We start from the raw sequence: 24,897 nt of genomic DNA on the forward strand, positions 1-24,897 counted from the left end.
TGATCACCTACATCTTTTCCATATTGAATGTCATGCTTTCAATCACTTCAACCAAGGTACGTGCCGTGTCAAGTGATGTCAGGCATGGAATACCGTTCTCTACAGATTCCCTTCTGATCCTGAATCCGTCCCTTTCAACCTGCTTTCCTTTTGTCATTGTGTTGATCACGATCTGCACGCTGCCGTTTTGGATATCCTTAAGCAGACTATTTTCCTTTTCCCGCACCTTATCGACGGTGATGCAGGAAATGCCGCGTGACTCAAGCGCCTTTCCGGTCCCTTCCGTAGCCATTATCCTGAATCCACATTGCGACAGTCTCTGGGCGAGTGCCACTGCTTCTTCCTTATCCTTATCCGCCACAGTGAAGAGAACGGTGCCATGGTCCTTGACTTCCAACCCGCTTGCTGCCAGTGCCTTATACAATGCTTTGTTCAAGCTCATATCCTTGCCCATGACTTCACCAGTCGATTTCATTTCCGGTCCAAGTGTGATGTCCACATTCTTCAGCTTACTGAAGCTGAAGACCGGTGCTTTGACGTGATAACCGTCCTGGAATGGCGCCAATCCCATCGGGTGTCCAGTATCCTTCAAGTTCACTCCCAGTATCGCCTTCATGGCAAGGGCGGCCATCGGCACTTCAGTGATCTTGCTCATGAACGGTACCGTCCGGCTGGCGCGCGGGTTCACTTCGAGGACATACACTTCACCGTCAGCGATAACGAACTGGATGTTGATGAGTCCTATTGTCTTCAGTCCAAGCGCCAATTTTACCGTATAGTCCTTAAGCGTATCGATCTCTGTTTCGCTTAGTGTAACAGGTGGATAGACCGCGATAGAATCTCCAGAATGCACGCCGGCTCGTTCGATATGTTCCATGATTCCAGGGATGATGACATTTTCACCATCACTGATCGCATCCACTTCTATCTCCTTGCCCGTCAGATAGCGGTCTATCAGAACCGGGTGCTGCGGTGAAGCCTTGACGGCATCACGCATGTAATTTTTCAGTTCTTTGCTGCTGTGGACGATCTCCATCGCACGGCCTCCTAAGACATAGCTCGGACGGACGAGAACCGGATAGCCGATCAGTTCAGCGTTTTCAAGCGCCTCCTGTTCGTTCGTGGCAGTCTTGCCGAGAGGCTGGGGCACATCTATATCGCGCAGCAGTGCCTCGAAGCGTTTCCTGTCTTCGGCGCGGTCCAGATCATCAAGGGATGTGCCGAGGATCTTGACCCCTGCTTCTTCCAAGCCGTCAGCCAGATTGATGGCCGTCTGGCCACCGAACTGGACGACTACGCCTCTTGGCTGTTCCAACTCGATGATGTTCATGACATCCTCATGGGTCAGCGGTTCAAAGTACAGTTTATCGGATATTGAGAAATCCGTGGAGACAGTCTCGGGGTTATTATTGACGATTATCGCTTCATAACCGGCTTCCTGGATTGCCCATACTGCGTGGACGGTGGCGTAGTCGAACTCCACACCCTGTCCGATTCGGATCGGACCGCTTCCAAGTACGATTATCTTTTCCCTGGTGCTGACCGCTGATTCATTTTCAAGTTCGTAGGTGCCATAGAAATATGGAGTGTTGGACTCGAATTCAGCCGCACATGTATCGACCATCTTGTAGACCGGCATGATGCCTTCCTGTCTGCGGATGCCGAAGACTTCCTCTTCCTCCATATTCCAGCGGTGTCCGATGACCTTATCGCTGAAGCCATAGGTTTTAGCCCATTTGAGATGATCAAGCGACCCTGGGTTCTCCTTCAGCTCATGCTCTATTTCGATGATGTGTTCAAATTTCCTCAGGAAGAATAGATCTATCTTCGTCCATTCATGGATGGTCTTCTTATCTACGCCCCGCCTTAATGCCTCACCGATATAGAACAGTCGTTCATCACTCTGCTTCTTTATCATGTCGTTGATGTAGTCCAGTTCGAATTGGTCTCCGTTAGGCAGCCCGAGGTGATGGACGCCGTATTCCAAGGAACGGATTGCCTTCAGCAGGGACTCTTCATATGTCCGCCCGATAGCCATGACTTCACCGGTGGCCTTCATCTGGGTGCCGAGTTTCCGTTCTCCCTTTTCGAACTTATCGAACGGGAAGCGCGGAATCTTCGACACTACATAATCAAGGGTCGGTTCAAAGGCAGCATAGCTTGTACCCGTCACCGGATTGATCATTTCATCAAGCGTCATGCCGATGGCGATTTTTGCCGCAAGTTTTGCGATCGGATAGCCGGTTGCCTTGGAAGCAAGGGCGGATGAGCGCGATACCCGCGGGTTCACTTCGATGATGTAGTAGTCGAAGGAATGGGGGTCGAGTGCAAGCTGGACGTTGCATCCCCCTTCTATCCCCAGCTCGCGTATGACGTTGAGCGACACGTCCCGGAGCATCTGATGCTCTTTATCGGTCAATGTCTGGGTCGGCGCGACGACGATGGAATCTCCGGTGTGGATGCCGACGGGATCGATATTTTCCATATTACAGACGACAATCGCATTGTCGTTCGAGTCACGCATGACTTCATACTCTATTTCTTTGAATCCTGCGATCGATTTTTCCACAAGACACTGCCCGACAGGAGAGTATTTCAATCCGTTTGCGACAATCTCATTCAAGTCCGCATCGTTATGGCAGATGCCTCCGCCTGTCCCGCCCATTGTGAATGCAGGACGTACGATGAATGGATACCCTACACGCTCTTGGAATGTTTTGGCTTCTTCAAGCGTTGTAATGATATCCGAATCCGGTACTGGTACTTCCATCTGATTCATCAGCTGTCTGAAAAGATCCCGGTCTTCTGCCTGCTTGATGGATTCGAGTCTTGTGCCGAGCAGTTCCACCCCATTTTCCTCGAGGATGCCCAGACGATCGAGCTCGACCGCCATATTCAGACCAACCTGTCCGCCAAGTGTCGGCAATAGTGCATCCGGCTGCTCCTTGCGGATGATCCTGGCGATGAAGTCCGGCGTCAGAGGCTCGATGTATACAACATCAGCTATCTCCTTATCCGTCATGATGGTTGCTGGGTTGGAGTTGACGAGAATGACGCGGTACCCCTCTTCCTTCAATGCCAGGCACGCTTGGGTGCCTGCGTAATCGAACTCTGCAGCTTGGCCGATGATGATCGGACCGCTGCCGATGACCAGAATTGTTTTTATATCTTGACGTTTAGGCATGGTTGGCCTCCTTTTGTTTCATCAATTCCACAAATTCCTCGAACAAGTATTCAGAGTCATGGGGACCTGCGCCCGCTTCCGGGTGGAACTGCACCGAGAACGCCGGGTACTCAATGTGGCGCAGTCCTTCTATCGTCCTGTCGTTGAGTGCCAGGTGGGTGACTTCTAGGCCTGTACCGACCAGTGAGGCACCATCTATCGAAAAGCCGTGGTTCTGTGAAGTGATTTCAATCTTTCCGGTGGCCAGATTCTTAACTGGATGGTTGCTGCCACGGTGGCCGAACTTCATTTTATATGTCGAAGCGCCACATGCGATTCCGAGTATCTGATGGCCAAGGCAGATTCCAAAGAGCGGGATGCCAAGGAGTGCCTTGACGGTCTTGACCTGGTCGGGTATATCGGCCGGGTCCCCAGGACCATTCGACAGCATTATGCCGTCAGGTCTCATCTCGATGATTTCATCCGCCGTTGTATCGTGCGGTACGACCGTCACGTCACAGTCGAGTGCATTCAGCTGTCTGACGATGTTTTCCTTCTTGCCGTAATCTATCAGCACCACCCGCGGGCCGGTACCTGTGGAGATATACGGATTCTTGGTGGATGCCCGCTTTACCTGGTCGGTCCTGAAGGAGGAGTGCTGCAGAAGCTCGATCAGGTCTTCGTGATAGGCCTCATCTGTAATCACTGCCTTCATGACCCCGCCATCCCTTAGTTTCCTTGTGATGCTGCGCGTATCGATGCCGCTGATTCCTGGTATATCATGTCGCTTCAGGAATGTATCCAGCGTCTCCGTCGTGCGGAAGTTAGATGGGTCTGTACAAGCTTCCCTTACAACAACCCCCCTAGCCGTCGCCTTCAGAGATTCGTTGTCTTCTATATTGACGCCCGTGTTGCCGATCAGCGGATAGCTGAAGGTGATGATCTGATCGGTATAGGAGAGGTCAGTGATGACTTCCTGAGCGCCAGTCATGGCAGTGTTGAAGACGAGCTCGCCTTCTGCTGCCTTATTGGCGCCGAAAGGATACCCCTCATATACGGTACCGTCTTCCAAAACAAGATATCTTCTCTCTTTAATCATCATGCTTCCCCCTTATAAGTGATGATTCCATCGACGATTGTCATATAGATGTCAGAAGTCAGTTCAATTCCGTGGAATGGCGTGTTGCGTGCTTTTGATAAAAATTTTGACTTGTCTAGGACGTACGTCTTATTGAGATCTATGATCGTGATGTCGGCGGCTCTGCCGACTTTGAGCGCTCCCATCTCAAGTCCAAACACTTCCGCTGGCTTGACTGTCAACCAATCGACCAGCTGCTGCAGTGTGAACACGCCTGTCTTGACAAGCTTTGTATATAGGAGCTGGAATGCATTCTCACTGCCGGTGATGCCAAAAGGTGCCGTTTCCATGCCGACGGACTTCTCTTCCTCTGCGTGTGGAGCGTGATCTGTGGCAATGAAGTCTATAGTCCCATCCTTCAGGCCTTCAATTAGCGCATGACGATCTTCCGCTGCTCTGAGTGGTGGGTTCATCTTGAAGTTCGGGTCATCCTCCTTGATGTCCCCTTCGTCAAGCACCAGATGATGTGGCGTCACTTCCGCTGTCACCCGGATGCCTGCTCGTTTGGCGTCCCGTATGACCCGCACACTTTCTTTGGTGCTTACATGACAGACGTGATAATGGCAGCCCGCCGCTTCCGCCAGTAGCACATCGCGTGCAATTTGTACGGATTCGGTCACTGATGGAATCCCATTTAATCCCAACCTTTGGCTGACTCCGCCTTCATGGACTGCTCCGCCGTGGATCAGTGTATCCTCTTCAGTGTGGGCGACTATAGCCATATCTGTACGGGCAGCCTCCTTCATTGCCCGAAGCATCATATCGGCACTTTGGACACCAACACCATCATCTGTGAAGGCAAATGCACCGGCAGCTTTAAGTGCGTCAAAATCGACCAGTTTCTTGCCGAGTTGCCGTGTCGTAATGGACGCATAAGGCAGCACCTTTACATTGGCGCTTTCTTCAATCCGCCTGTTGATATCGGCCATCGTCTTTTCGTTGTCTGGTACAGGGCGTGTGTTCGGCATTGGGCATACTGCAGTGAATCCCCCGCGTGCTGCAGCACTTGTGCCGGTTTCAATCGTCTCCTTATGCTCACCTCCGGGTTCCCTCAAGTGAACGTGGACATCGACGAAACCTGGCGTGATGAGCTTGCCGCTACAATCGATGACCTCATCCCCCCGCTCGATCTGAGGGGCCATGTCAACTATCTCTCCCCCGTCAACAAGGATGTCCATCCTAGTCTCCCCATTTTCCGTCACCACTGTGCCATTCTTCAAAAGTACTGTCATTACCCTTCACTCCTAAGTATGTCTTGTATTACACTCATGCGCATGAATACACCATTATTCATCTGCTCGAAAATGACTGATTGTGGGCTTTCTATCAAACGCCCATCTATTTCAACGCCGCGGTTGACTGGTGCAGGATGCATGATTATAGCCCCCTGCTTCATCTTTTGATACCGCTTCAGGGTCAGCCCGTATTGGTTATGGTAGCTGCGTTTCGTAAAATCCGTCTGATCGCCATGGCGTTCGTGCTGGACACGCAGCAGCATGATGACGTCACATGATTCCACCGCGTCATCGAAATCCATGTACTCCCCATCCATCTCAGGGTCGCGCCATGCTTCCGGTCCACTGAAAACGACCGTAGCACCAAGCTTCTCGAGTGCCTGCTGGTTGCTGCGGGCCACTCTACTGTGTGATATATCACCAGCCATGACCACCTTCAGCCCTTCAAAAGTACCGAATCTATCATATATCGTCATCAAGTCGAGGAGCGACTGGGTCGGATGTGAGCCGCTGCCATCGCCGCCATTGATGATTGGGATCGACAGGCCATCCAGATCGTCATAGTAGGCGGTCATGGCGTGGCGTACGACGAGTGCATCACATCCTATGGCCTCCATGGTGCGGCAGGTGTCGTACAGTGATTCCCCCTTAAGCACCGAGCTGTGGTCCGCATTGAAGGGGACTGAGTGGATGCCGAGCCGGCTTTCTGCCATTTCGAAACTGGCCTTGGTCCGTGTGGAAGGTTCAAAGAACAGGTTGGAGATATACTTTTTTTCCTTAAATGGTTCAAAATTTCCGCCCTTTATCGCCTGGGCGCGTTTGATGAGCCGCATGATATCGTCAGTCTGCAGGTGTGTCATCGACAGCAGGTTGTCCATCATCAACAGGCACCTCCTTAGGTAGTATCGCATTCAACAGTATCCCTGCAACAGCCGCAAGCGCCATCCCTTCAAGGTTGAAAGGTATATTGCCGATCGTGAAATCAAGGTGCGCTTTCCCGATTCCTACAACAAGGATTACAGAAGATATGACCAGATTGCGTTTTGAATCCAAGTTCACCTGCTCATCAATAAGCATCCTCAAGCCGCTTGAGGCGATGATGCCGAACAGTAGGATCGATACCCCGCCCATGACGGGGGTCGGTATGCTCTGGACAATGGCTGTGAACTTTCCTATGAAGCCGAGTATGACTGCAAGAACACCCGCTCCTCCGATGACCCACACGCTGAATACGCGTGTAATCGCAAGCACTCCGATGTTTTCCCCGTAGGTTGTAGTCGGCGGTCCTCCAATCAGGCTTGAGAACATCGTCGAGATGCCGTCTCCAACCAGTGAGCGGTGTAACCCGGGTTTTTTGAAGAAGTTGCGTCCGACGATCTTATTGATGACCATCTGGTGGCCGATGTGCTCGCTCACTGTGACGAACACGATCGGCAGCATGACGGCCATAAGCCCGAGGTTCCAGGTCGGATTGTATGAAACGAATGGAAGATGGACGTCAGGCAGCATGAACCAGCCTGTCTCCACAATCTGGGTGAAATCGACGATGCCCACCAGTACAGCTGTAATGTATCCACCGATGATGCCAATCAGGATGGGGATCAGGGAGAGCACCCCGCGCAGGAATATTGAAGCGCAGATGGTGATGATGAGCGTCACCGCAGCTACAAATATGTAGAGCATGCTGTAGCCTTCCCGATTGCCCGAATCCGTATACATCGCCATATCGACCGCGACCGGTGCGAGCCCGAGCCCGATGACCATGATGACTGGTCCGACGACTACCGGAGGCAGCAGGTTCATCAGCCAATCGATGCCGAACCCTCTTATCGCAATGCCGATTATGATATAGAGTACTCCGCTGAAGAATAGTGCTGTCAGTACCTCACCTAGACTATTTGCCCCAAGTGCAATTGTAATGGGCAGTATGAATGCGAAGCTTGAACCGAGGTATGCCGGTATCTGTCCTTTCGTAATGAGTATGTAGAGCAAAGTGCCGATGCCGCTTGCTATCAGAGCCGCGGATACCGGCAGCCCCGTCAAGTACGGCACAAGCACCGTGGCACCGAACATTGCAAATAGATGCTGGGAACTGAGCATCAGCCATTGGGCAGGCTTTGGCTTATCCTGTACATCCAATATCGGGGAGACACTTTTCGAGTAGATTTCTTCTGGCGATTTTTTGGTCTGCATTTCAGCCGTCCTCCTGTTATCTGCTTAATAGAACTTCGTTGACTGCGTCATGCTCCTCTAGATGGACATCTATCTTCTCTTCTTTGGCAGTCGGGATATTCTTGCCTACAAAATCTGCCCGTATCGGCAGTTCCCGGTGCCCCCGGTCGATCAGTACAGCCAAGGAAATTTTTGAAGGCCTGACTTCATTCAGTATCGCATCCATCGCGGCGCGGATTGTCCGTCCCGTAAAGAGCACATCATCGACGATGACCACATGCTTGTCATCGAGTGACACTCCGATGTCTATGGCACTGCCTGCGCGTTCTTTCTTCCTGTCATCACGATAGCCTGTTATATCGATCGTCCCTGTCGGTATCTCCACACCGTCTATCTCGGTAATTTTCTTTTGAAGACGTTCCGCAAGATACTCCCCGCGCGTTTTGACCCCAAGGAACACCAGTCCTTTAGTCCCTTTATTATGCTCGAGTATTTCATGCGACATGCGGGTAAGCGAGCGTGTAATCTGCGATTCGTCAAGTATCGTCCGTTTTTCCATTTAAGTCCTCTCCTTTAAAAATATATAAAAAATACTCATGTCCAAAGACATGAGTATACACGTATCCTGATAAATATACACTTATCCCTAAGTGTACCCGGTTATATCACGTCTTTGAAGCCTCACGGGACTCCTTTTAAAGACATTCATATTCACTTTTCTTCAATAGTCTAGCCTTAATACAGAGTGAAGTCAAGCATTAATCTGATAAAGGTGTCAATGTTTCCAATACATCTTCGAATGGTTCAGGCAACGAATCGTTGAATTCCATATACTCCCCACTTGTTGGATGGATGAATCCGAGCGTCCCTGCATGCAGCATCTGCCCGTCTGTATTCAACGTCTTCCTCGGGCCATATTTCGGATCACCGACGAGCGGATAGCCGATATATTTCATATGGACACGGATCTGGTGGGTCCGGCCCGTCTCGAGGATGCATTCGATCAACGTATACCCTTCATATCTTTCCAGCACATTAAAATGCGTTGTGGCGTCCCGTCCAGAATCAATGACCGCCATTTCCTGGCGTTCCTTCGGATTTCTGCCGATCGGCGCTTCAATGGTGCCCTTATCATGTGGGATGGTACCGTGTACAAGTGCCACATACTTCCTGGTGACGCTTTTATCGACGAGCTGATCGACCAGTGCGCGATGGGCCACATCATTCTTTGCGACCATCAGCAACCCGCTCGTATCCTTATCGATGCGATGCACGATGCCGGGCCTCAACTCGCCATTTATACCAGAGAGGTCATCAAGCTGAAACATCAGGCCATTGACAAGCGTTTCCGAATGGTGTCCGGCAGCAGGATGGACCACCATGCCCTTTGGCTTATTCACAACGGCTACATCATCATCCTCATAGAGGATTTCGAGGTTCAAGTTCTGTGGGGAGATATCCGCCTCCACAAGCTCGCGGGGGTGGACTATGATGACATCATCGGTCTTGACCTTATAGTTCGGCTTGACGGCCTCACCGTTTACTTCAACAAGTCCATCCCGGATCCTGCCCTGCATATCACTGCGTGAAGTGTCGTCCAGTTTTTCTGACAGCAGCCTGTCGATCCTTTGGCCACTATCCATTTCATTTGCTTTAATTTCCTGCATCCGTGTCACCTTTTCCTATTATAAAGAATTCCAAGATCATCAATATTACACCAATTGTGAGTGCACTATCAGCAATGTTGAATATCGGGAAATCATAGAACACGATCAGCACATCGATGAAGTCCACTACTTCCTGGAATAATATACGATCGATGAAGTTTCCGAGGGCGCCGGCCAGCAGCAAAGTGAGCGCAAGCTGCAGCAGGGTGTTCCCTTTCGCTTCCTTGACATAAACGTAGACCAGTATGCCCAGAACCAGCAGCGTCACCAAGTAGAAGAACAGCATCTGGCCCTGGAACATGCCCCATGCTGCTCCGCTGTTGCGGTGAGAAGTCAACATGAAGTACTTGCCGAGGACTGGAATGGATTCCCCTTCCTGCATACCAGTCACGACAAGATATTTCGTCAGCTGATCGATTGCCAGTACAGCTAGGCCAATCAAGCTCATTGGAATGATTCTATATGATTTCATAACGGCCCCCTAGAGCTGATCCACCACTTTGCGGCAACGTGGACAGATGTCGTCTTCGCCACCATCGATGGATGGCGCTGTAGAATAGTTCCAGCAGCGCTCACAACGTGTGCCTTCAGCATGTACGACTTTGACTTTGATATTATCATACTGTTTACCATCTTCAAGTGACTCTACAACTTCCACTTGAGAGACGATGAAGAGCTGTTCGAGACGGCCATTGATGTCAGAATAATTCATACCGTTCGGCTGGGTGACATATACTTTCGCTTCAAGTGACTTGCCGATGACCTTGTCATTACGGGCTTCTTCAAGTGCCTTCAGCACATCATCCCTGACATCCATGAAATGCTTCCATTTTGCAGTGAGTGCCGTATCGACTTCTTTCGCCTCAGGCAGGTACTCGAGGTGAACACTTTCCATTTCGGTATATGGAGTATGCTGGTAGATCTCTTCAGCCGTGTGTACCAGAACAGGTGCAAGCAGACGGTTCAATCCAGTCAATATGGCATACAGTACTGTCTGCATGCTGCGGCGTATATGGGCATCCTGTTTCTCTATATAGAGGATGTCCTTACCGTAGTCGAGATAGAAGTTCGACAAGTCGACATTGATGAAGTTCTGGAGGGACTGGTACATGGTGACATAATCATAACGGTCATAACAGTCTCGCATCAGGTTCACCATTTCGTTGAAGCGCTGCAACATGAACTGATCGACTTCCTTCAATTCATCATAGGCGATTGCATCCGTTGAAGGATTGAAGTCAGATACGTTGCCTAGCAGGAAGCGGAAAGTATTCCTTATTTTCCGGTAGACTTCGGACACCTGCTTCAGGATGTCATCTGAAATTCTGACATCTTCCTCAAAATCAGAAGACATGACCCACAGCCTGATGATGTCTGCCCCCATTTGTTTCATGATCTTCTCTGGCAGGATGACGTTGCCGAGGGATTTGGACATCTTCTTGCCTTGGCCATCCATGACGAACCCATGGCTTAGGAGTTCTTTGTAGGGCGCGATGCCTTTAGTTGCCACACTGGTGATGATTGAGGAGTTGAACCAGCCACGGTATTGGTCGGACCCTTCGAAATAAAGGTCCGCCGGGTATGTCAAGTTATCACGTACTGTCAGCACACCGCGATGGGTGGAGCCAGAATCGAACCAGACATCCATTATATCCTTTTCTTTTGTGAATTCACCATTTGGCGAACCTTCATGTGTGAAGCCTTCAGGCAGGAGGTCTTTTGCATCCCACTCGAACCAGATGTTCGATCCATGCACTTCAAACAACGAGGCAACATGCTCGATGGCTGTTGCATCAACTATTTCCTGTCCATCTTCCGCATAGAAGAACGGCAATGGTACACCCCACACACGCTGGCGGGAAATCACCCAGTCACCACGGTTTTTAATCATGTTGTACATGCGTTTTTGGTTCCATTCCACTTGGAATTCAGTGTCCATGACCGCCTGGAGGATATCTTCACGGACATTTTTGATTGATGCGAACCACTGCGGGGTCGCCCGGAATATAACCGGTGTTTTAGTACGCCAGTCATGCGGATAAGAGTGCGTATAGAAGCCGAGCTTAACCAGGGCACCTGCTGCTTCAAGGTCCTCCGTGATCACTTTATTGGCGTCATCATAGAAAAGTCCTGAATACTTGCCCGCTTCATCCGTGAAGACACCTTTATCGTCTACAGGACTGATCACATCGAGTTCATATTTTTGGCCGATGATGAAGTCATCATCACCATGTCCAGGGGCCGTATGGACACATCCTGTACCTGCTTCTGTTGTGACATGTTCACCCAGCACGACAAGGCTTGTGCGGTCATATAGTGGGTGTTTGGTTGTGACGTATTCCAGCTCGGAACCTTTGATTTCTTTTGTACGCGTCACTTTATCCTTATCGAATTCAACTTCCTCACAGAAATGATCGAGCAGCGCTTCAGCCACCACATATTCCTGACCTTCATAATTGATTTGGACATAGTTCAACTCGGGATGTACTGCAATGCCTGAATTGGATGGAATCGTCCATGGCGTCGTTGTCCAGATGACCATCTGGACGCCCTCATCAAGTATGCCTTTGCCATCAGCCACATTAAAGCCAACATAGATTGAAGGAGAGCGCTTATCCTTATATTCAAGCTCCGCTTCTGCCAATGAAGACTCACTGACCGGGGACCAGTAGATTGGTTTTTTCCCCTTATAGATAAGACCCTTCTCGACCATATCCTTCAACACACGGATCTGTGCGGCTTCAAATTCAGGTTTATAGGTGACATAGGGGTTGTCCCACTCGCCATCGATCCCCATGCGTTTGAAGCCTTCACGCTGCTGATCGATCTGCGTGTCGGCAAACTCGATGCATTTGTTTCTGAATTCTTCGATCGACATGCTTTTACGATCGACACCTTTATTGGTGAGTGCCTGTTCTATCGGCAGTCCATGCGTGTCCCAACCGGGTACATATGGTGCGTAGTAACCGCGCATCTGCTTATTGCGGATGATGATATCCTTGATGATCTTATTCAAGGCATGTCCCATGTGCAGAGCACCATTGGCGTAAGGCGGGCCATCATGGAGCACATAAGGGGTGTTTCCTTCATTGAGTTTCAATTTCTTCTCATAAAGATTTTGTTCTTCCCATTTCTTCTGCATTTCCGGCTCTTTGTTTACAAGGCCGCCACGCATTTTGAACTTGGTCTTCGGCATGAGCAGTGTATCTTTGTAGTCCATTTTCCAAACTCCTTTTTCTATTTGGTAGATGATTTAAAAAAACTCTGGGCCAATGTCAATAGGGGCGAAATTCTCCGCGGTACCACCCTGATTGACTCTGGTCCAGAGTCCACTCGTCACAGTCATTAAAATACATCATTAGTGATTTCAGAAGCATCTTATGTGCCGGGGCTCCCACCATCCCCCGGTCGCTGTATCCATAATGCATGCTTCCCTGTCTAACAATACTATTATTATGCTAAATATCCTTCAATACGTCAACACATCATTATTCCTGGTTGCGTTCTGCATCCTCCAGATCATCGACACGGTGTTCCTGATTTTTCTCAAAATCGAGCAGGTAATCCCAGTCATCCGATTGCAGCAGGTCGAGCTGTGCCTCCACGAGCATCTTGAACCGTGCACGAAAAATTTTGGATTGCCTCTTCATATCTTCTGTCTGGCTGGCGATATGCCGGGCTCTGGCAAGCGCATCATCAATGATGCGTTCGCGTTCAGCTTCCGCAGCTCGGACGATTTCTTCTGAACGCGCCTGTGCAGTGCGCTTCGCTTCATCCCCTGCCCGCTGCGCCGTCAAGATGGCTTCGTTGATGCTTGTTTCGACGGTCCTGAAACTGTTCAGATTCTCTTCCTTTTCATCGAGCATGCCTTCTAGCTGCTTGATCTTCTCATCGCGACTGTCGATTTCAGACTGCATTGCCTGTAGATGCTCTCTTACTTCTCTTTCATCCAAACCACGGTAAACTGTTGGAAATTTACGATTCAGAGCTTCTTCTCTATCCATTTTCTTCACCTCAATTGACTAATACCCTACCCGTCCCTATATATCCGGGCCATAAGACGATATTTACCTTTTTTTGTTTCAGCAATTATTGATGTAATCTTAAAACGACCGAAATGCCGGACAGAAATGATGTCACCGGATTCGACCAGGAACGCCGGACTGGAAGTCAGGGTGTGGTTCACCTTCACCTTGCCTTTTTCCACGCGTTCCTTGGATTTTGAGCGCCCTTCACCGACGGCTTCTGAAATGATTGCGTCCAATCTGAAGGATGAGACGAGCATATGTTTATCTTTTCCTTCATCAACTGCTTCCATGAACGCGGCGTGCGGCACATCGTTAAGTGTGACTGGTGCATTTTTGATCCTCTCAAGCCCCTGTTCGAAGACTTGACGATACGGTGCTGCATAAGCGAATTGAATGCGGTCTGAAACGACTATATCACCAATCAGTGAACGGTCGACTCCAACTTTCATAATGGCGCCGAGGATGTTGCGGTGTGTAAGATTGACGAATTTTTGGGGATAATCGACTTCAAAGATGCCAATTTCAAATTCTTCAGGCGTGACTTCCAGAAATTCCGGAATAATCATCGCCCTTTGACGCTCGCGTTCACCTGGTCCACCATAAAACTCTACGTACAGATCGGGGTGACGCCCAGACAGACTCTCGACAATCAACCGCTCCCTCGGATCTAAAAAATCGAGGAGTACCGGATAATAATCCCTCGCAGCAATCTCGAACTTGCCATTGAAATACGTTATTTTTTCATATTCTTCTTTTCTGAAATGCTGGTAGACTTCCTTCAATCCAGAGCCCCTCCTGTAGAAATATCGGAAACGCCCTCATGATAATCATCGGGAAACGATTAGATCATAAGGGCGTCTGGCATCATTAGTAATTCAGGTTCTTCAGACCAATGCCTGTACGATAACCCTGAATATCGCATTCAGGCCGCTCAGGAAAAGATTCATGGTCAAAATTGCAATAATCGGCGACAAGTCCAACACTCCCCCGATTGGTGGGATGAGCCTTCTGAACGGCTCAAGTATCGGCTCATATATTTTTCCAAGGATTCTTCCGAAAGCAGACTCCCGGAGGCCCGGCAGCCAAGAGCTCAGAATATAGATGATCAACCCCCAGAAAAATATAGGAAAGATGGTGTTTATGAATCTTTGAACGAAAAATACTATATCTATTAACAGTTGGTTATCCAAACTCATTCTCCTTACATTTCTTCAGTCTGATTCTTTTCCTGGCTGATTTCCCCTTTAACACCGACACTATTTGGCGTACATAGGAAAATATCAGCGCCGACCTTTTGGATATCTCCGTCCAAAGCATAGACCGTGCCGCTCAGGAAGTCAACGATGCGCTTTTTCTGGCTGTGATCGACTTTGGAGAGGTTGACGAGAGCCGCCCGTTCATTCTTAAGCTCATCTGCAATATCCTGCGTTTCCGAGAACACTCTCGGTTCAAATAGGCATACTTTTGTATTGCTTGCTTCAGCACTCATCAAAGTAGTCTCCTTGTCCCTTGTATTGGATTGCTTCTTCTGGTGTCTTGGTTCTCCGGACCGGCGGTCTTTCTTCCTGAATGATGGAGAGACCGAGGCACTGCCTTGCTCCATCTGTCGAGGTTCGACAGACCCTTCATTGACTTTTTTCTTTTTTGAATGGTCAAGTTGCGTCACTTTGCTGTTCTGCTGTTTTGGCTTGTTGCTTTCTTCCACGGACTCCTCTTCATCATACTCCACAATGAAGATGTCCTTGAAAAACTTTTTTATGGCCATGGCATTCACCTGCTTCCCATTAGTTTGCTGCCAATGCGTACATAAGTCGCCCCGTGCTTTACTGCAAGGGTGTAATCGTTGCTCATCCCCATGCTGAGTTCGTCGATCTGGACGTTATCCCCATTGACTTCAGCAAGAGAATCACGCAACTCCGCCAGGCGCTGGAATACACCTTCTATCTGGGTCGCATCGTCCGTGTCCGGGGCCATGGTCATCAGACCGATGACTTCCACCTTTTCATAGGATTTCATTCTTTCCAGGAAATCGGGGACATCTTCCGGTGCCAATCCATGTTTGGATGATTCTCCGGATACATTCACCTGTAAGAAGCATTTTACAGCATGAGCGCTGTATTGTTCAATTTTTTTCGCGATGCTTTCCCTATCCAAAGAATGGAGGTAGTTGAGATGCGTAATGACTTCCTTGACCTTACGGGATTGGAGTGTACCTATGAAATGTATTTCAGCATCCTCCGGAAGTGCCTGGCGCTTTTCCAGGAAACCTTCCACACGGTTTTCACCAAAGTGACGGATGCCAGCTTCATAAGCTTCCATCGCCTCATCCACAGTGTGGTATTTCGTCACTGCAATCAAGTTGACGGCTTCACCGATTTCGTTTTTAATATCTTCATAATTCTTTTTGATCATTGTTCTTCCTCCCAATAAAGGCAAGGGCACGTCCCGTATTGCCTTGTTCAATCCTATATGAAAAGAAGGTGCTGGTATCTTCAGTGCCGAGAGGTGTAAGATGAATCTTTTCATTCGGTACACCAGCAAGCCGGGCCTGATGTCCATTCACCTTTTTCAGATCGAGCTTAAAGCCTTCCGCTGTCCGGGTGATGGCACCATCAGGCACACTTGTCCTCCCCAGTGCATCGATGACAGTTTCATCCACTTCATAGCAACTTCCATTGATTGCCACGCCTATAACAATATTCAAGTCTGTCGGATCACCACGATACGATCCAATCAGCTTTCTCGTTATTTCTGATGCAGTTCCCCGCCAGCCTGCATGGGCCAGCCCGATGAAACCATCCGTCTCACTGAAGGCATAGACAGGCACACAGTCTGCGTAATTCATGGCCAGCAGGGTATCCGCATCATATGTATATAGAGCGTCTACTCCTGTAAGCTTATCTGTGCGTCTACGAATATTGGATCCCCCATCTTCAGCATGGACTTCTTTGACGGTACCGCCATGCTGTTGGATTGGAGCGACCCAATTTTCCGGGGGAAAGCCGATATGGCTGGCCAGCACATCCTGGTGATGATGAATGTTTTTAATATCATCATCGATGTATAGAGCCATATTGAACGCTCCTGATGGATAGGGGCTGGTGCCGCCGGTGCGCTTCGTATAGCCGAAAGTGACATTGCCAAGACTATTGCCAACATGATGGCGATAGTTATTGAACTTCATGGTCCACCTCACAAAACAAGTCAGAAAGGGACACCTTTCTGACTTGAAAACTTTTCTATCGTCTGCGTCTCGAACGGTTCCTTAAGAACGTAGGCACTTCGTAATCATCATCCTGCGGCGTGTTGTCTCTAGACTGGAAGTCACGCTCTCTAGGCTCTTCGTTTCTGGAAGGGTTCGGTTGGATGATTGGATCCTTCTTCTCTTCCCTCTCAGGAGAACGGTTGACAGATTTCTCGTTAAAGCCTGTAGCGATGACAGTTACGATGATTTCATCTTCAAGTTCTGGGTTGATCACCGTACCGAAGATCATATTGACGTCTTCATCTGCAGCGTCCTGTACAACGTCCGCCGCTTCTTGGGCTTCAAACAGGGAAAGGGATTCTCCACCTGTGATATTCATGAGCACACCTTGCGCTCCGACAATGGAAGTTTCCAATAATGGGCTGGAAATTGCTTTCTTCGACGCTTCTATTGCACGGTTCTCACCGCTTGAAACACCAATACCCATCAATGCTGAACCTTGGTTGTACATGATCGTCTTAACGTCCGCGAAGTCCAGGTTCACTTCCCCTGAAACCGCGATCAGGTCGGAAATACCCTGAACACCTTGACGGAGCACATTGTCCGCTTCCTTGAATGCTTCCATCATAGGAGTGGATTTATCGACGATATCAAGTAGGCGGTCATTCGGGATGACTATCAGCGTATCGACAGCCGCCTTCATGGCATCAACTCCAGCTGATGCCTGAGTTTGACGCTTCCTGCCTTCGAAAGAGAAAGGACGCGTGACGACGCCGACTGTCAGCGCCCCCATCTCCTTTGCTATTTTAGCGACAACTGGGGCAGCACCTGTGCCCGTGCCGCCGCCCATGCCTGCCGTTACAAAGACCATATCAGCGCCTTGTATCGCGTCTTCGATCTGTTCCCTGGATTCTTCAGCTGCTTTCTTCCCGATATCAGGATTAGCGCCTGCACCCAGTCCACGTGTCAATTTTTCACCAATCTGGATTTTCGATTCTGCCTTCGACAGATTGAGTGCCTGACCATCTGTATTGATGGCGATGAATTCAACATTCTGCATACCGTCGTCTATCATGCGGTTGACTGCGTTGTTACCGCCGCCACCGACACCGATCACTTTAAGTGTTGCCATATGGTTGAAGCCTTGCTCAAATTCTAACATTATTTTATTTCCTCCCAGTCATTCATCTTACTGATTCTACTCGAACAGATTTTTAAAGAGTTTTTTCATATAGCCACGATAGTTTTTGTCTTCACCCTGACGTTTGTCTCCACTATCCCGGTTGTCCAGGTCTTCCGATCTATCCTCATATGAATAATCGGCGTATCCTTCGGAAGTGTTTTTTGGTTGACCCACAGATCCGCTGTCCGCGTCGTGCGATTCCTGCTCTCTGCGCTTGTTGAAGAGTCCAGTGAAGAAGTTTCCTGATGACTCCTCATCAGCGGCATGCCGGACAGTATCCGACTCTGTATCATAATTATCAATTGTAACATATTCAAGGAGTTCATCAAACATTATTCCGCTTGAAACTGTAGCGATGGCGCTCGAAAACTCCGGTTTCCTGGCACCCATTTGATTCGGTATATGAACTCGGACTTTTTCTGATACGAGGTCCTGCATCAGTTCTTTGATGCCAAGAAGGTTTGCTGTGCCCCCTGTAACGACAAAGCCACCACTTACTTTGGTGATCTGATTTTCCTGGAGGACCCCAAAAACATCCATGAAGACTTCTTCCATCCTCATCTCTATGATGTCTGACATATCTTGAGGCGTAATCTCGATATCAGCTTCGCCATCGCGCTGAGGCAGACGCACGATGTCCTCAGCCGAGGCCAGATCATAGAAGGCATGCCCGTAGTGATGTTTCGCTTTTTCTGCAGCCTCCAGGGTAGTATTGAATGCTTCAGACAAATCCTTCGTTATATGCTTGCCGCCTACTGGAAGGCTGCCTGAGGTTTTCAGCGTACCACGCTCATAATACCCAAACTGCGTCAGTTCATGACCGATATCGATGACCACGCCCCCGAGCTCGACCTCTGACTCGCTTAGTACATGCGCATAGTTCACAGCATCGGAATAGACATCAAGTACAGTCAATCCAGCTTCTTCCACGCACTTCACCGCGTTCATTAAAACAGTCCGGCTGGAAAGCAGTATCCCCGCACTGACAAAGAGTGACTGGGTAGCCATCATCTCTTTCGGATCGGAGACTTCGTGGAGGTCGTCCACTTTGAAGTACACCGGGTAGACGGTCACTACTTCCTTATCACTTTGCACAACCCGTTCCCGGATTGTTTCAAGCATATCTTCGATATGGGTTCCGTTTATTTCGGTTGAATTGCCTCCAAAACGGATTTCTTCCTCTGCAAACTTCAATTCCATGCCCGCAATCGGCATTTTCAAAAAGACCTCATCAAAATCGACGCCAGATGAAATCTTTGCTTTTTTCACAGTATCTATAATTGCACTTCTCGTCAGGTCAAAATCTCTTATCGTCCCTTTGGATACGCCATCAGTATACGTCTGTCCAGTACCGATGATGTTGACACCGTCATGGAATTTCTCGCCGACTACGGCTTTGACGCTGTTTGAGCCGATATCCAGGGCGACATAATAATGTTCCTTCAACTCTTCTGCCTCCTAGTAAGCCATTTCACTCTCTTATATAGTTTACAGTATACTTTTTACATTGTGAACTATTTAAACATAATAGTCCAGTATAAATGCGGATCGGCAATCATTCATTTTCTTCGCCGATTGACGTCAGTTGCGACTTCAAGTCACCTAGAGTCTCCTCGATATCTTCGATGTACCGAGGCTTCACCGGGTTCTCATAGATTCCTTTTTTCACATCATCTGCCTCTTCGCTGCCATAAGGGAGGAAACTGCTGCCGATTTCGATATCGATTATGCCCCCACCAGGCTCCCCGATTTCTTCCTGCATGCTCAAGTAGTAATCCATCTTCTCATCGATTGTACGATAATCAGCGACGATTTCCTGGCCATTGTTCATGAAGATATGGATGCGGGTGTCGGTATTTTCTGAGGGGCGGTAATAGATTTCCGAAATCCCCTCAAGAACATCCCTTTCCATCTTGTTCAGATTATCGATTAGCGCATCGAATTCCTGACCTTCAAAAAAATGGAGGATAGGGGCTGTTTCAGGCATGGCCGGGTGGCCCCTCAACACTTGGGCATTCTCGAGGACAGGGTAGAACACATCGCCTGATGCTACATAGGCCACTGACTGGCGCTCTGAGATGGAAACATTTATTGTATTCAGCCACTGCCTCTCAATCGTCACTTCGTCAATTGCCGGAAGCATCGCAATGTTTTCCTCAGCCCGGGAAAGGTTGGCGCTGAACATCTTGTCGCCCTCTTCAAATTGGAGCCGCTCCATCACTTCCTGATCGCTGATCATTTCATTGCCTTCTAAGGCAATCTCTTTTACATCACTTACACTGCTTGCTGCATAATAGATCAGTCCACCAGCCGCAAGGAGCAGTGTGATGATGACACCCAGGAAGAGATGGGCACGGGTGAGTACCGGCATTTTTAGCTTTACTTTCTTTCTTTTCGGTACGCCCTTCCCTTTTTCGGACCCATCATTTTTTGTAGACTTTTCATCCATCCTAAAGGAGATCGTTTTGCCATGATGAAAGGTTTCTACTTCGTCATCTGGAAGAGCTGCTTTTCTGCTTGCTTTGCTTCGAGATGCTACTTTCCTCTTTCCGTTGCCAATGGCCTCTACATTTTTGTCCGCACTCTTTTTTGATGCTTCCACTGGCGGGGGGGGATCCTGCTGTAGCCGTTCTTCTGAGTCGCGTGAATCCCGCTCGCGCTCTCTATGCTTCAACTTCCGCTTCAGCTCATCTATATCATTATGATTGTCCATGGAGTTCCCCCTCTCTATCAGTTGTCGAGTGCTGTAAACCCTTCTTTGAAATGATCACCGCGGGCTTCGAAATCTTTGTACTGGTCCCAGCTGGCACATGCTGGAGAGAAAAGCACAACATCCCCCGGATGTGCATGAGCTGTTGCCCTTATGACACCATCATGCGGGTTTTCCGCCACAATCGAGTCAATGCCGAGTTCATCCGCCAATGAAACGAATTTTTCTTTCATCTCCCCAAATGCGATGATCAGGCGCACATGCTCAAGATCTGGCACGAGTGATTCAAGAGACTGCCCGCGGTCAAGTCCGCCAGCAATCCAGATGACGGGCGAACGGAAACTTTTCAGTGCAAAGGAAGTCGCCAGATTATTTGTCGCCTTGGAATCATTATAATAGCCTACACCTTGGTTAAGCCCCAAATACTCCATACGGTGAGGTATACTCCCGAAGTGCTTCAGGGTTTCGATGACTGCTGTGTCAGAAGCGCCATGGTTTTTAGCGGCCAGTAGTGCCGCCAATATATTCTCATGGTTGTGTTCGCCTTCCAGCAGCACTTCATCAACGCCTATCAGTGAACGCTTCTGGTAGGTGATCATATTATCTTTGATCATGGCTTCTGCGTCACCATCGGTCGAAAAGTATTCGATCGAGAGCCACGTCATATCTTCAACCATATTCCGTTGACGGCCGTTGAAGACGACTTTTTCTTCCTGTCCCATATTCCTGAGCAGATTCAACTTCGCTTTCACATAGTTTTCCTTCGACCCGTGATAGTCAAGATGCGCTTCATAGATATTTGTGAATACCGCGGTATCCGGACGGAAGTCCCTCACACCCATCAGCTGGAAGGATGAAAGTTCCATAACCAATATATTGCCGGGCACAGCTTCTCTTGCAGCCTGGGAAGCCGGGTAGCCTATGTTGCCGCACAATATGGGTTCGAAACCGGAACGTTCCAACATTTCCCCAATCAGGTGCGTCACGGTGGTTTTGCCGTTGGTGCCTGTGATGCCGATGATCGGCACTGGCGAAATATGATACGCAAGCTCCACATCGGTCACTATCGGCACATCTCTTGCCAGCGCTTCTTTTAAAAAATCGATGGTATAAGGAATGCCTGGATTCTTCACAATCAGTTCAATATCGTTCAGCAGACTCACAGGATGATGGCCATCGACTATCTCGACTCCCCAGCCCTTCAACTGCTGGCGGATCCCCTCATCAGAAATCACTTCATTTGTAGTAAGCGTCACATTCGCGCCTAATGCGAGCAATGCAGAGATGGCACTTCTGCCGCTTCTGCCATAACCAAGCACAAGTACTTTCCTATTCTGATAGTCCAACTTCTCCAATCTAGGCCACCCCCAGCAGGACGCCGATGATGCCTGCAACAGCACCAATCGTCCAGAATACGATGACGATCTTCCATTCATTCCAGCCACTGAGTTCGAAATGATGGTGGATAGGCGTCATTTTAAAAATTCTTTTCCCGGTCAATTTAAAAGATGCCACCTGCATCATCACAGAAGCAGTTTCGATGACGAACATGATTCCAATGAGCAGCAACAACAGACTTTCATTAAGTACGATGGATACTGTCGCAATGATGCCCCCGAGGGCGAGCGAACCAGTGTCCCCCATGAACAGCCTTGCCGGATATTTATTGTATAGAAGGAAACCAAGCAATCCGCCGATCAGTATCATCAGGAAGATGACGAGCGTCGTCTCCTCCCGTACCCACGCTATAGCCAGGAAACTTGAGAATGCAATGATTGAGAGGCCTGTCGCCAATCCGTCGAGGCCATCTGTTAGGTTGACCGCATTTGAAAATCCAACTTGCCAGAACACAATCCATACGACGAACAGCACGCCAAGGGGCAGTGTCCAATCTGTTCCTGGAATGCGCAAGGCTGTTTCTATATCCGGAATAGCCTGGGTCATAATGAAATAGACAATCACCGATAGCACAATCTGTGCAAGGAACTTCTGTTTTGAAGATAGGCCCCGGTTGTCCTTTTTTACGACAATGATGTAGTCATCTATAAATCCGATGAGCCCAAATCCGATGGTCACGATGATCATGACCAGCATCTTGTATGTGTCATCCACAAATAGAAGCGCAATCAACGATAATATGATTACCGGAATTAGATATGTAAGGCCACCCATGGTCGGGGTGCCCGTTTTGACCTGATGGCTCTCTGGCCCTTCCTTACGTATCGACTGTCCGAATTTCATCCGCTTAAGCAACGGTATCGTTACGGGAACGAGTACCGTCGTCAATATAAAAGCGGATATTAAAAATAAATAATCCATGATATCCTCCTCTAGTCTTCAGGGTCGTTGGACGACAGGGTGACTTTTAATTCCTGTCCATCCTCTAAAACGATGCCCGGGTCGATCGATTGTCCATTGACATACCCTTCACCTTCTACGGTTACATCCATTCCGGCAAAATCTCCGAACATGATGACTTCCCTCTTTGAAAGCCCCGTCAAATCAGGCATCTTCAGCTGTCCATCAGTTTTGATGAAAAATGTTTCATACGGTAACAGTTTATCATTTTTTGGGTAGTGGTCCACTACTTCTTCGCCCTCTCCCAATATGATCGTCTGTATAGAATCATTTGCCGCTGCGGGCACATCGGAGATCATCTTGCCGGTGTAATCTTCTATCTTTACTGGTTCAGGCGATTCCCCATCTTCTTCGCCGACCGTCAGATATTTCAAGGTCCGCTCCATAAGCGGATTGAAGCCGGGCATTACACCAATATCCCATGTATCCGATTTATTTTTGCTGGCAAGCTTGACGCCATAGTAGACGATGACTTCAGGGTCGTCTTCTGGTGCATACCCGATGAAGGACGTCAGGAATTGATAATCACCCTTCAGATAACCACCCCCATCCGGATCGATGACCTGGGCGGTGCCTGACTTCCCTGCGACTTCATAATCTTCGAGAAGGTATTGCGGATTACGTTCCATCGACCCTCCGACGAATGTATTGATTTCATCCTGTGTCCTATCTGCCGCTTCTTCCGATATCACCTGGCGCACGACAGTTTCGTCATTCTCCTCGATCACTTCACCGCTCTCACTATCAGTGATGGATTCGACGATGTATGGCTTCTTCATTTTGCCGCCATTGAGTATCGCCGTCATGCCTTGGATCATCTGTATCGGTGTCACAGTAGAGGTCTGCCCGAAAGAGGTCGTTTTCCTCTGCAGTTCAGCATCCCATGCCAAGGTTCCTGATTGTTCATTCGGGAATTCTGAGCCTGTCACTTGCCCAAAGCCGAAATCCTTGTAGTATTCGAGCATCTTATCTTCCCCCACTTTTTCCTGGAGGATCATCATCAAGGCGTTTGAGGAGTACTGCATCCCTTCATTATAAGTGATATCGCCCCAGCCCTCGGGCTCCCAATCGTAGATTGTATGGCCGTCGACATCATATGATCCGGATTCATATACTGCATTCGGGTCATAGACTCCAGAATCAATCGCTGCCGCCAGACCGAACACCTTAAAGGTCGAACCGGGTTCAAATGAATGTTGATAGAGCATGTTGAGCCAGCTCTCTCCAAACCCTTCCCGGGTCCTCGGGTTGAATGACGGTCTCTGGCCACTTGCGAGAATTGCTCCAGTCTTGGCATCTGCCACGACCGCAAAAGTCTCCTCAGGCTCAAAATGTTCTTCCATCGTATCGAGGGAATCCTCAAGATACATCTGAATGTTCGAATCGATCGTCAGTTGGACATCCGAGCCATTCTTCGCTTCGGCAACGCTGTCAGTCCCCGGTACGATATACCCCCATAGGTCCTTGAGGTAGTCGAGTCCGCCGTCCTGACCCTTCAGCTTCTCATCGTACGCCCGTTCAATCCCAAGCGATCCCTCGAACTCACCAGTATCCTGATTCTTTTCAGCATAGCCGATGAGGTGTGAGGCGAAATCGCCATTCGGATAGAACCGCTTCGTTTCGGCGATGAAGACGATGCCGGGAATCTCAGCCTCTTCGAGGGTCTTTTTATCGTTATAGGATAATTCGCGTCCTTCTTTGCCAAGCTCAATCTGGAAACGCTCTTCCTCTATACCTTCTTTGATGCGTTTTTCGATCTCATCTTCATCCATATCGATGACTTCTGCAATCTTCTCTGCAGCAGCTTCAGGATCGCTGACGTGGTTCGAGTAGCTGGAGTCCGTAATCAGGGCAATGCGATACGCCTCCATATCGCTCGCCAGAACGTTGCCGTCACGATCCAATATGCGCCCGCGCGCCGCTTCTATCTGTGAGGTGCGTGAGAATTTCTCCTCGCCGTGGGCGACCAGATCTTCATCATCCAGGGATTTGCCTATCATCAAATAGCTGAACTGCCAAAATATACAAACAAAAAGCA

At 49.0% G+C, this 24,897-nt stretch carries 21 protein-coding genes; all 21 read right to left on the minus strand.

The features are described 5' to 3' along the window. Positions 1-7 precede the first annotated feature (7 nt). The 21 genes from carB to ACZ5LF_RS07900 all read right to left on the minus strand — a co-directional run bounded on the left by carB (position 8) and on the right by ACZ5LF_RS07900 (position 24,859). Positions 8-3,184 (minus strand): carbamoyl-phosphate synthase large subunit, encoded by a 3,177-nt coding sequence (gene carB / locus ACZ5LF_RS07800; protein WP_380571682.1) that lies wholly within the window; start codon positions 3,182-3,184, stop codon positions 8-10. After that, entirely contained in the window at positions 3,177-4,259 is a 1,083-nt protein-coding gene (carA, locus tag ACZ5LF_RS07805; protein ID WP_380572125.1) for a glutamine-hydrolyzing carbamoyl-phosphate synthase small subunit, read from the minus strand. Before carA ends, carB begins: the two co-directional genes overlap by 8 nt. Before the next feature lie 2 nt (positions 4,260-4,261). Beyond that, positions 4,262-5,533, minus strand: a complete 1,272-nt coding sequence (locus ACZ5LF_RS07810) for a dihydroorotase (protein ID WP_380571685.1) — start codon at positions 5,531-5,533, stop codon at positions 4,262-4,264. Next, positions 5,533-6,414: an aspartate carbamoyltransferase catalytic subunit gene (locus ACZ5LF_RS07815; protein WP_380572127.1), complete on the minus strand. Its 882-nt coding sequence runs from the start codon at positions 6,412-6,414 to the stop codon at positions 5,533-5,535. The genes ACZ5LF_RS07810 and ACZ5LF_RS07815 overlap by 1 nt, the downstream gene beginning before the upstream one ends. Beyond that, complete coding sequence (locus ACZ5LF_RS07820; protein WP_380571687.1) at positions 6,377-7,729, minus strand: uracil-xanthine permease family protein; 1,353 nt, start codon at positions 7,727-7,729, stop codon at positions 6,377-6,379. Before ACZ5LF_RS07820 ends, ACZ5LF_RS07815 begins: the two co-directional genes overlap by 38 nt. 16 nt (positions 7,730-7,745) lie before the next feature. Then, positions 7,746-8,267 (minus strand): bifunctional pyr operon transcriptional regulator/uracil phosphoribosyltransferase PyrR, encoded by a 522-nt coding sequence (gene pyrR / locus ACZ5LF_RS07825; RefSeq protein WP_380571689.1) that lies wholly within the window; start codon positions 8,265-8,267, stop codon positions 7,746-7,748. Between the two features lie 199 nt (positions 8,268-8,466). After that, a complete protein-coding gene (locus ACZ5LF_RS07830) occupies positions 8,467-9,375 on the minus strand; it encodes an RluA family pseudouridine synthase (protein ID WP_380571691.1) in 909 nt (302 codons plus the stop codon). Next, entirely contained in the window at positions 9,362-9,847 is a 486-nt protein-coding gene (gene lspA / locus ACZ5LF_RS07835) for a signal peptidase II (RefSeq protein WP_380571693.1), read from the minus strand. The genes ACZ5LF_RS07830 and lspA overlap by 14 nt, the downstream gene beginning before the upstream one ends. A 9-nt stretch (positions 9,848-9,856) precedes the next feature. Continuing rightward, positions 9,857-12,595, minus strand: a complete 2,739-nt coding sequence (ileS, locus tag ACZ5LF_RS07840) for an isoleucine--tRNA ligase (RefSeq protein WP_380571695.1) — start codon at positions 12,593-12,595, stop codon at positions 9,857-9,859. Positions 12,596-12,863: 268 nt separating this feature from the next. After that, positions 12,864-13,379, minus strand: a complete 516-nt coding sequence (locus ACZ5LF_RS07845; RefSeq protein WP_380571697.1) for a DivIVA domain-containing protein — start codon at positions 13,377-13,379, stop codon at positions 12,864-12,866. 26 nt (positions 13,380-13,405) lie between these two features. Beyond that, complete coding sequence (locus tag ACZ5LF_RS07850) at positions 13,406-14,185, minus strand: YlmH family RNA-binding protein (RefSeq protein WP_380571699.1); 780 nt, start codon at positions 14,183-14,185, stop codon at positions 13,406-13,408. 102 nt (positions 14,186-14,287) lie between these two features. Continuing rightward, complete coding sequence (locus ACZ5LF_RS07855) at positions 14,288-14,593, minus strand: YggT family protein (protein WP_380571701.1); 306 nt, start codon at positions 14,591-14,593, stop codon at positions 14,288-14,290. An 11-nt stretch (positions 14,594-14,604) separates the two neighbouring features. Beyond that, on the minus strand, positions 14,605-15,168 hold the full coding sequence (locus ACZ5LF_RS07860; protein WP_380571704.1) for a cell division protein SepF: 564 nt from the start codon (positions 15,166-15,168) through the stop codon (positions 14,605-14,607). A 5-nt stretch (positions 15,169-15,173) separates the two neighbouring features. Beyond that, complete coding sequence (locus ACZ5LF_RS07865) at positions 15,174-15,815, minus strand: YggS family pyridoxal phosphate-dependent enzyme (RefSeq protein ID WP_380571706.1); 642 nt, start codon at positions 15,813-15,815, stop codon at positions 15,174-15,176. Continuing rightward, entirely contained in the window at positions 15,796-16,587 is a 792-nt protein-coding gene (locus ACZ5LF_RS07870) for a purine nucleoside phosphorylase YfiH/LACC1 family protein (protein WP_380571709.1), read from the minus strand. Before ACZ5LF_RS07870 ends, ACZ5LF_RS07865 begins: the two co-directional genes overlap by 20 nt. Before the next feature lie 55 nt (positions 16,588-16,642). Then, complete coding sequence (gene ftsZ / locus ACZ5LF_RS07875; protein WP_380571711.1) at positions 16,643-17,770, minus strand: cell division protein FtsZ; 1,128 nt, start codon at positions 17,768-17,770, stop codon at positions 16,643-16,645. 36 nt (positions 17,771-17,806) lie between these two features. After that, entirely contained in the window at positions 17,807-19,237 is a 1,431-nt protein-coding gene (ftsA, locus tag ACZ5LF_RS07880) for a cell division protein FtsA (RefSeq protein ID WP_380571713.1), read from the minus strand. Positions 19,238-19,346: 109 nt separating this feature from the next. After that, positions 19,347-20,504 (minus strand): cell division protein FtsQ/DivIB, encoded by a 1,158-nt coding sequence (locus ACZ5LF_RS07885; protein ID WP_380571715.1) that lies wholly within the window; start codon positions 20,502-20,504, stop codon positions 19,347-19,349. Between the two features lie 17 nt (positions 20,505-20,521). Continuing rightward, positions 20,522-21,856 (minus strand): UDP-N-acetylmuramoyl-L-alanine--D-glutamate ligase, encoded by a 1,335-nt coding sequence (gene murD, locus ACZ5LF_RS07890; RefSeq protein WP_380571717.1) that lies wholly within the window; start codon positions 21,854-21,856, stop codon positions 20,522-20,524. Between the two features lies 1 nt (position 21,857). Continuing rightward, positions 21,858-22,820 (minus strand): phospho-N-acetylmuramoyl-pentapeptide-transferase, encoded by a 963-nt coding sequence (gene mraY / locus ACZ5LF_RS07895; protein ID WP_380571719.1) that lies wholly within the window; start codon positions 22,818-22,820, stop codon positions 21,858-21,860. A gap of 11 nt (positions 22,821-22,831) precedes the next feature. Next, positions 22,832-24,859, minus strand: coding sequence for a penicillin-binding transpeptidase domain-containing protein (locus ACZ5LF_RS07900; protein WP_464759836.1), 2,028 nt, complete (start codon positions 24,857-24,859; stop codon positions 22,832-22,834). Between the last annotated feature and the right edge of the window lie 38 nt (positions 24,860-24,897).

It is taken from the genome of Salinicoccus siamensis (genome assembly GCF_055391965.1).

Coding starts and splice junctions, on each gene's coding strand:
- ACZ5LF_RS07815 (WP_380572127.1), bottom strand. CDS start 6,414: ATGGACAACCTGCTGTCGATGACACACCTGCAGACTGACGATATCATG.
- ACZ5LF_RS07860 (WP_380571704.1), bottom strand. CDS start 15,168: ATGGCCATAAAAAAGTTTTTCAAGGACATCTTCATTGTGGAGTATGAT.
- ACZ5LF_RS07865 (WP_380571706.1), bottom strand. CDS start 15,815: ATGATCAAAAAGAATTATGAAGATATTAAAAACGAAATCGGTGAAGCC.
- ACZ5LF_RS07900 (WP_464759836.1), bottom strand. CDS start 24,859: ATGATAGGCAAATCCCTGGATGATGAAGATCTGGTCGCCCACGGCGAG.
- ileS (WP_380571695.1), bottom strand. CDS start 12,595: ATGGACTACAAAGATACACTGCTCATGCCGAAGACCAAGTTCAAAATG.
- ACZ5LF_RS07810 (WP_380571685.1), bottom strand. CDS start 5,533: ATGACAGTACTTTTGAAGAATGGCACAGTGGTGACGGAAAATGGGGAG.
- ftsZ (WP_380571711.1), bottom strand. CDS start 17,770: ATGTTAGAATTTGAGCAAGGCTTCAACCATATGGCAACACTTAAAGTG.
- lspA (WP_380571693.1), bottom strand. CDS start 9,847: ATGAAATCATATAGAATCATTCCAATGAGCTTGATTGGCCTAGCTGTA.
- mraY (WP_380571719.1), bottom strand. CDS start 22,820: ATGGATTATTTATTTTTAATATCCGCTTTTATATTGACGACGGTACTC.
- ACZ5LF_RS07885 (WP_380571715.1), bottom strand. CDS start 20,504: ATGGACAATCATAATGATATAGATGAGCTGAAGCGGAAGTTGAAGCAT.
- carB (WP_380571682.1), bottom strand. CDS start 3,184: ATGCCTAAACGTCAAGATATAAAAACAATTCTGGTCATCGGCAGCGGT.
- ACZ5LF_RS07820 (WP_380571687.1), bottom strand. CDS start 7,729: ATGCAGACCAAAAAATCGCCAGAAGAAATCTACTCGAAAAGTGTCTCC.
- pyrR (WP_380571689.1), bottom strand. CDS start 8,267: ATGGAAAAACGGACGATACTTGACGAATCGCAGATTACACGCTCGCTT.
- ACZ5LF_RS07845 (WP_380571697.1), bottom strand. CDS start 13,379: ATGGATAGAGAAGAAGCTCTGAATCGTAAATTTCCAACAGTTTACCGT.
- ACZ5LF_RS07870 (WP_380571709.1), bottom strand. CDS start 16,587: ATGAAGTTCAATAACTATCGCCATCATGTTGGCAATAGTCTTGGCAAT.
- ACZ5LF_RS07830 (WP_380571691.1), bottom strand. CDS start 9,375: ATGCAGGAAATTAAAGCAAATGAAATGGATAGTGGCCAAAGGATCGAC.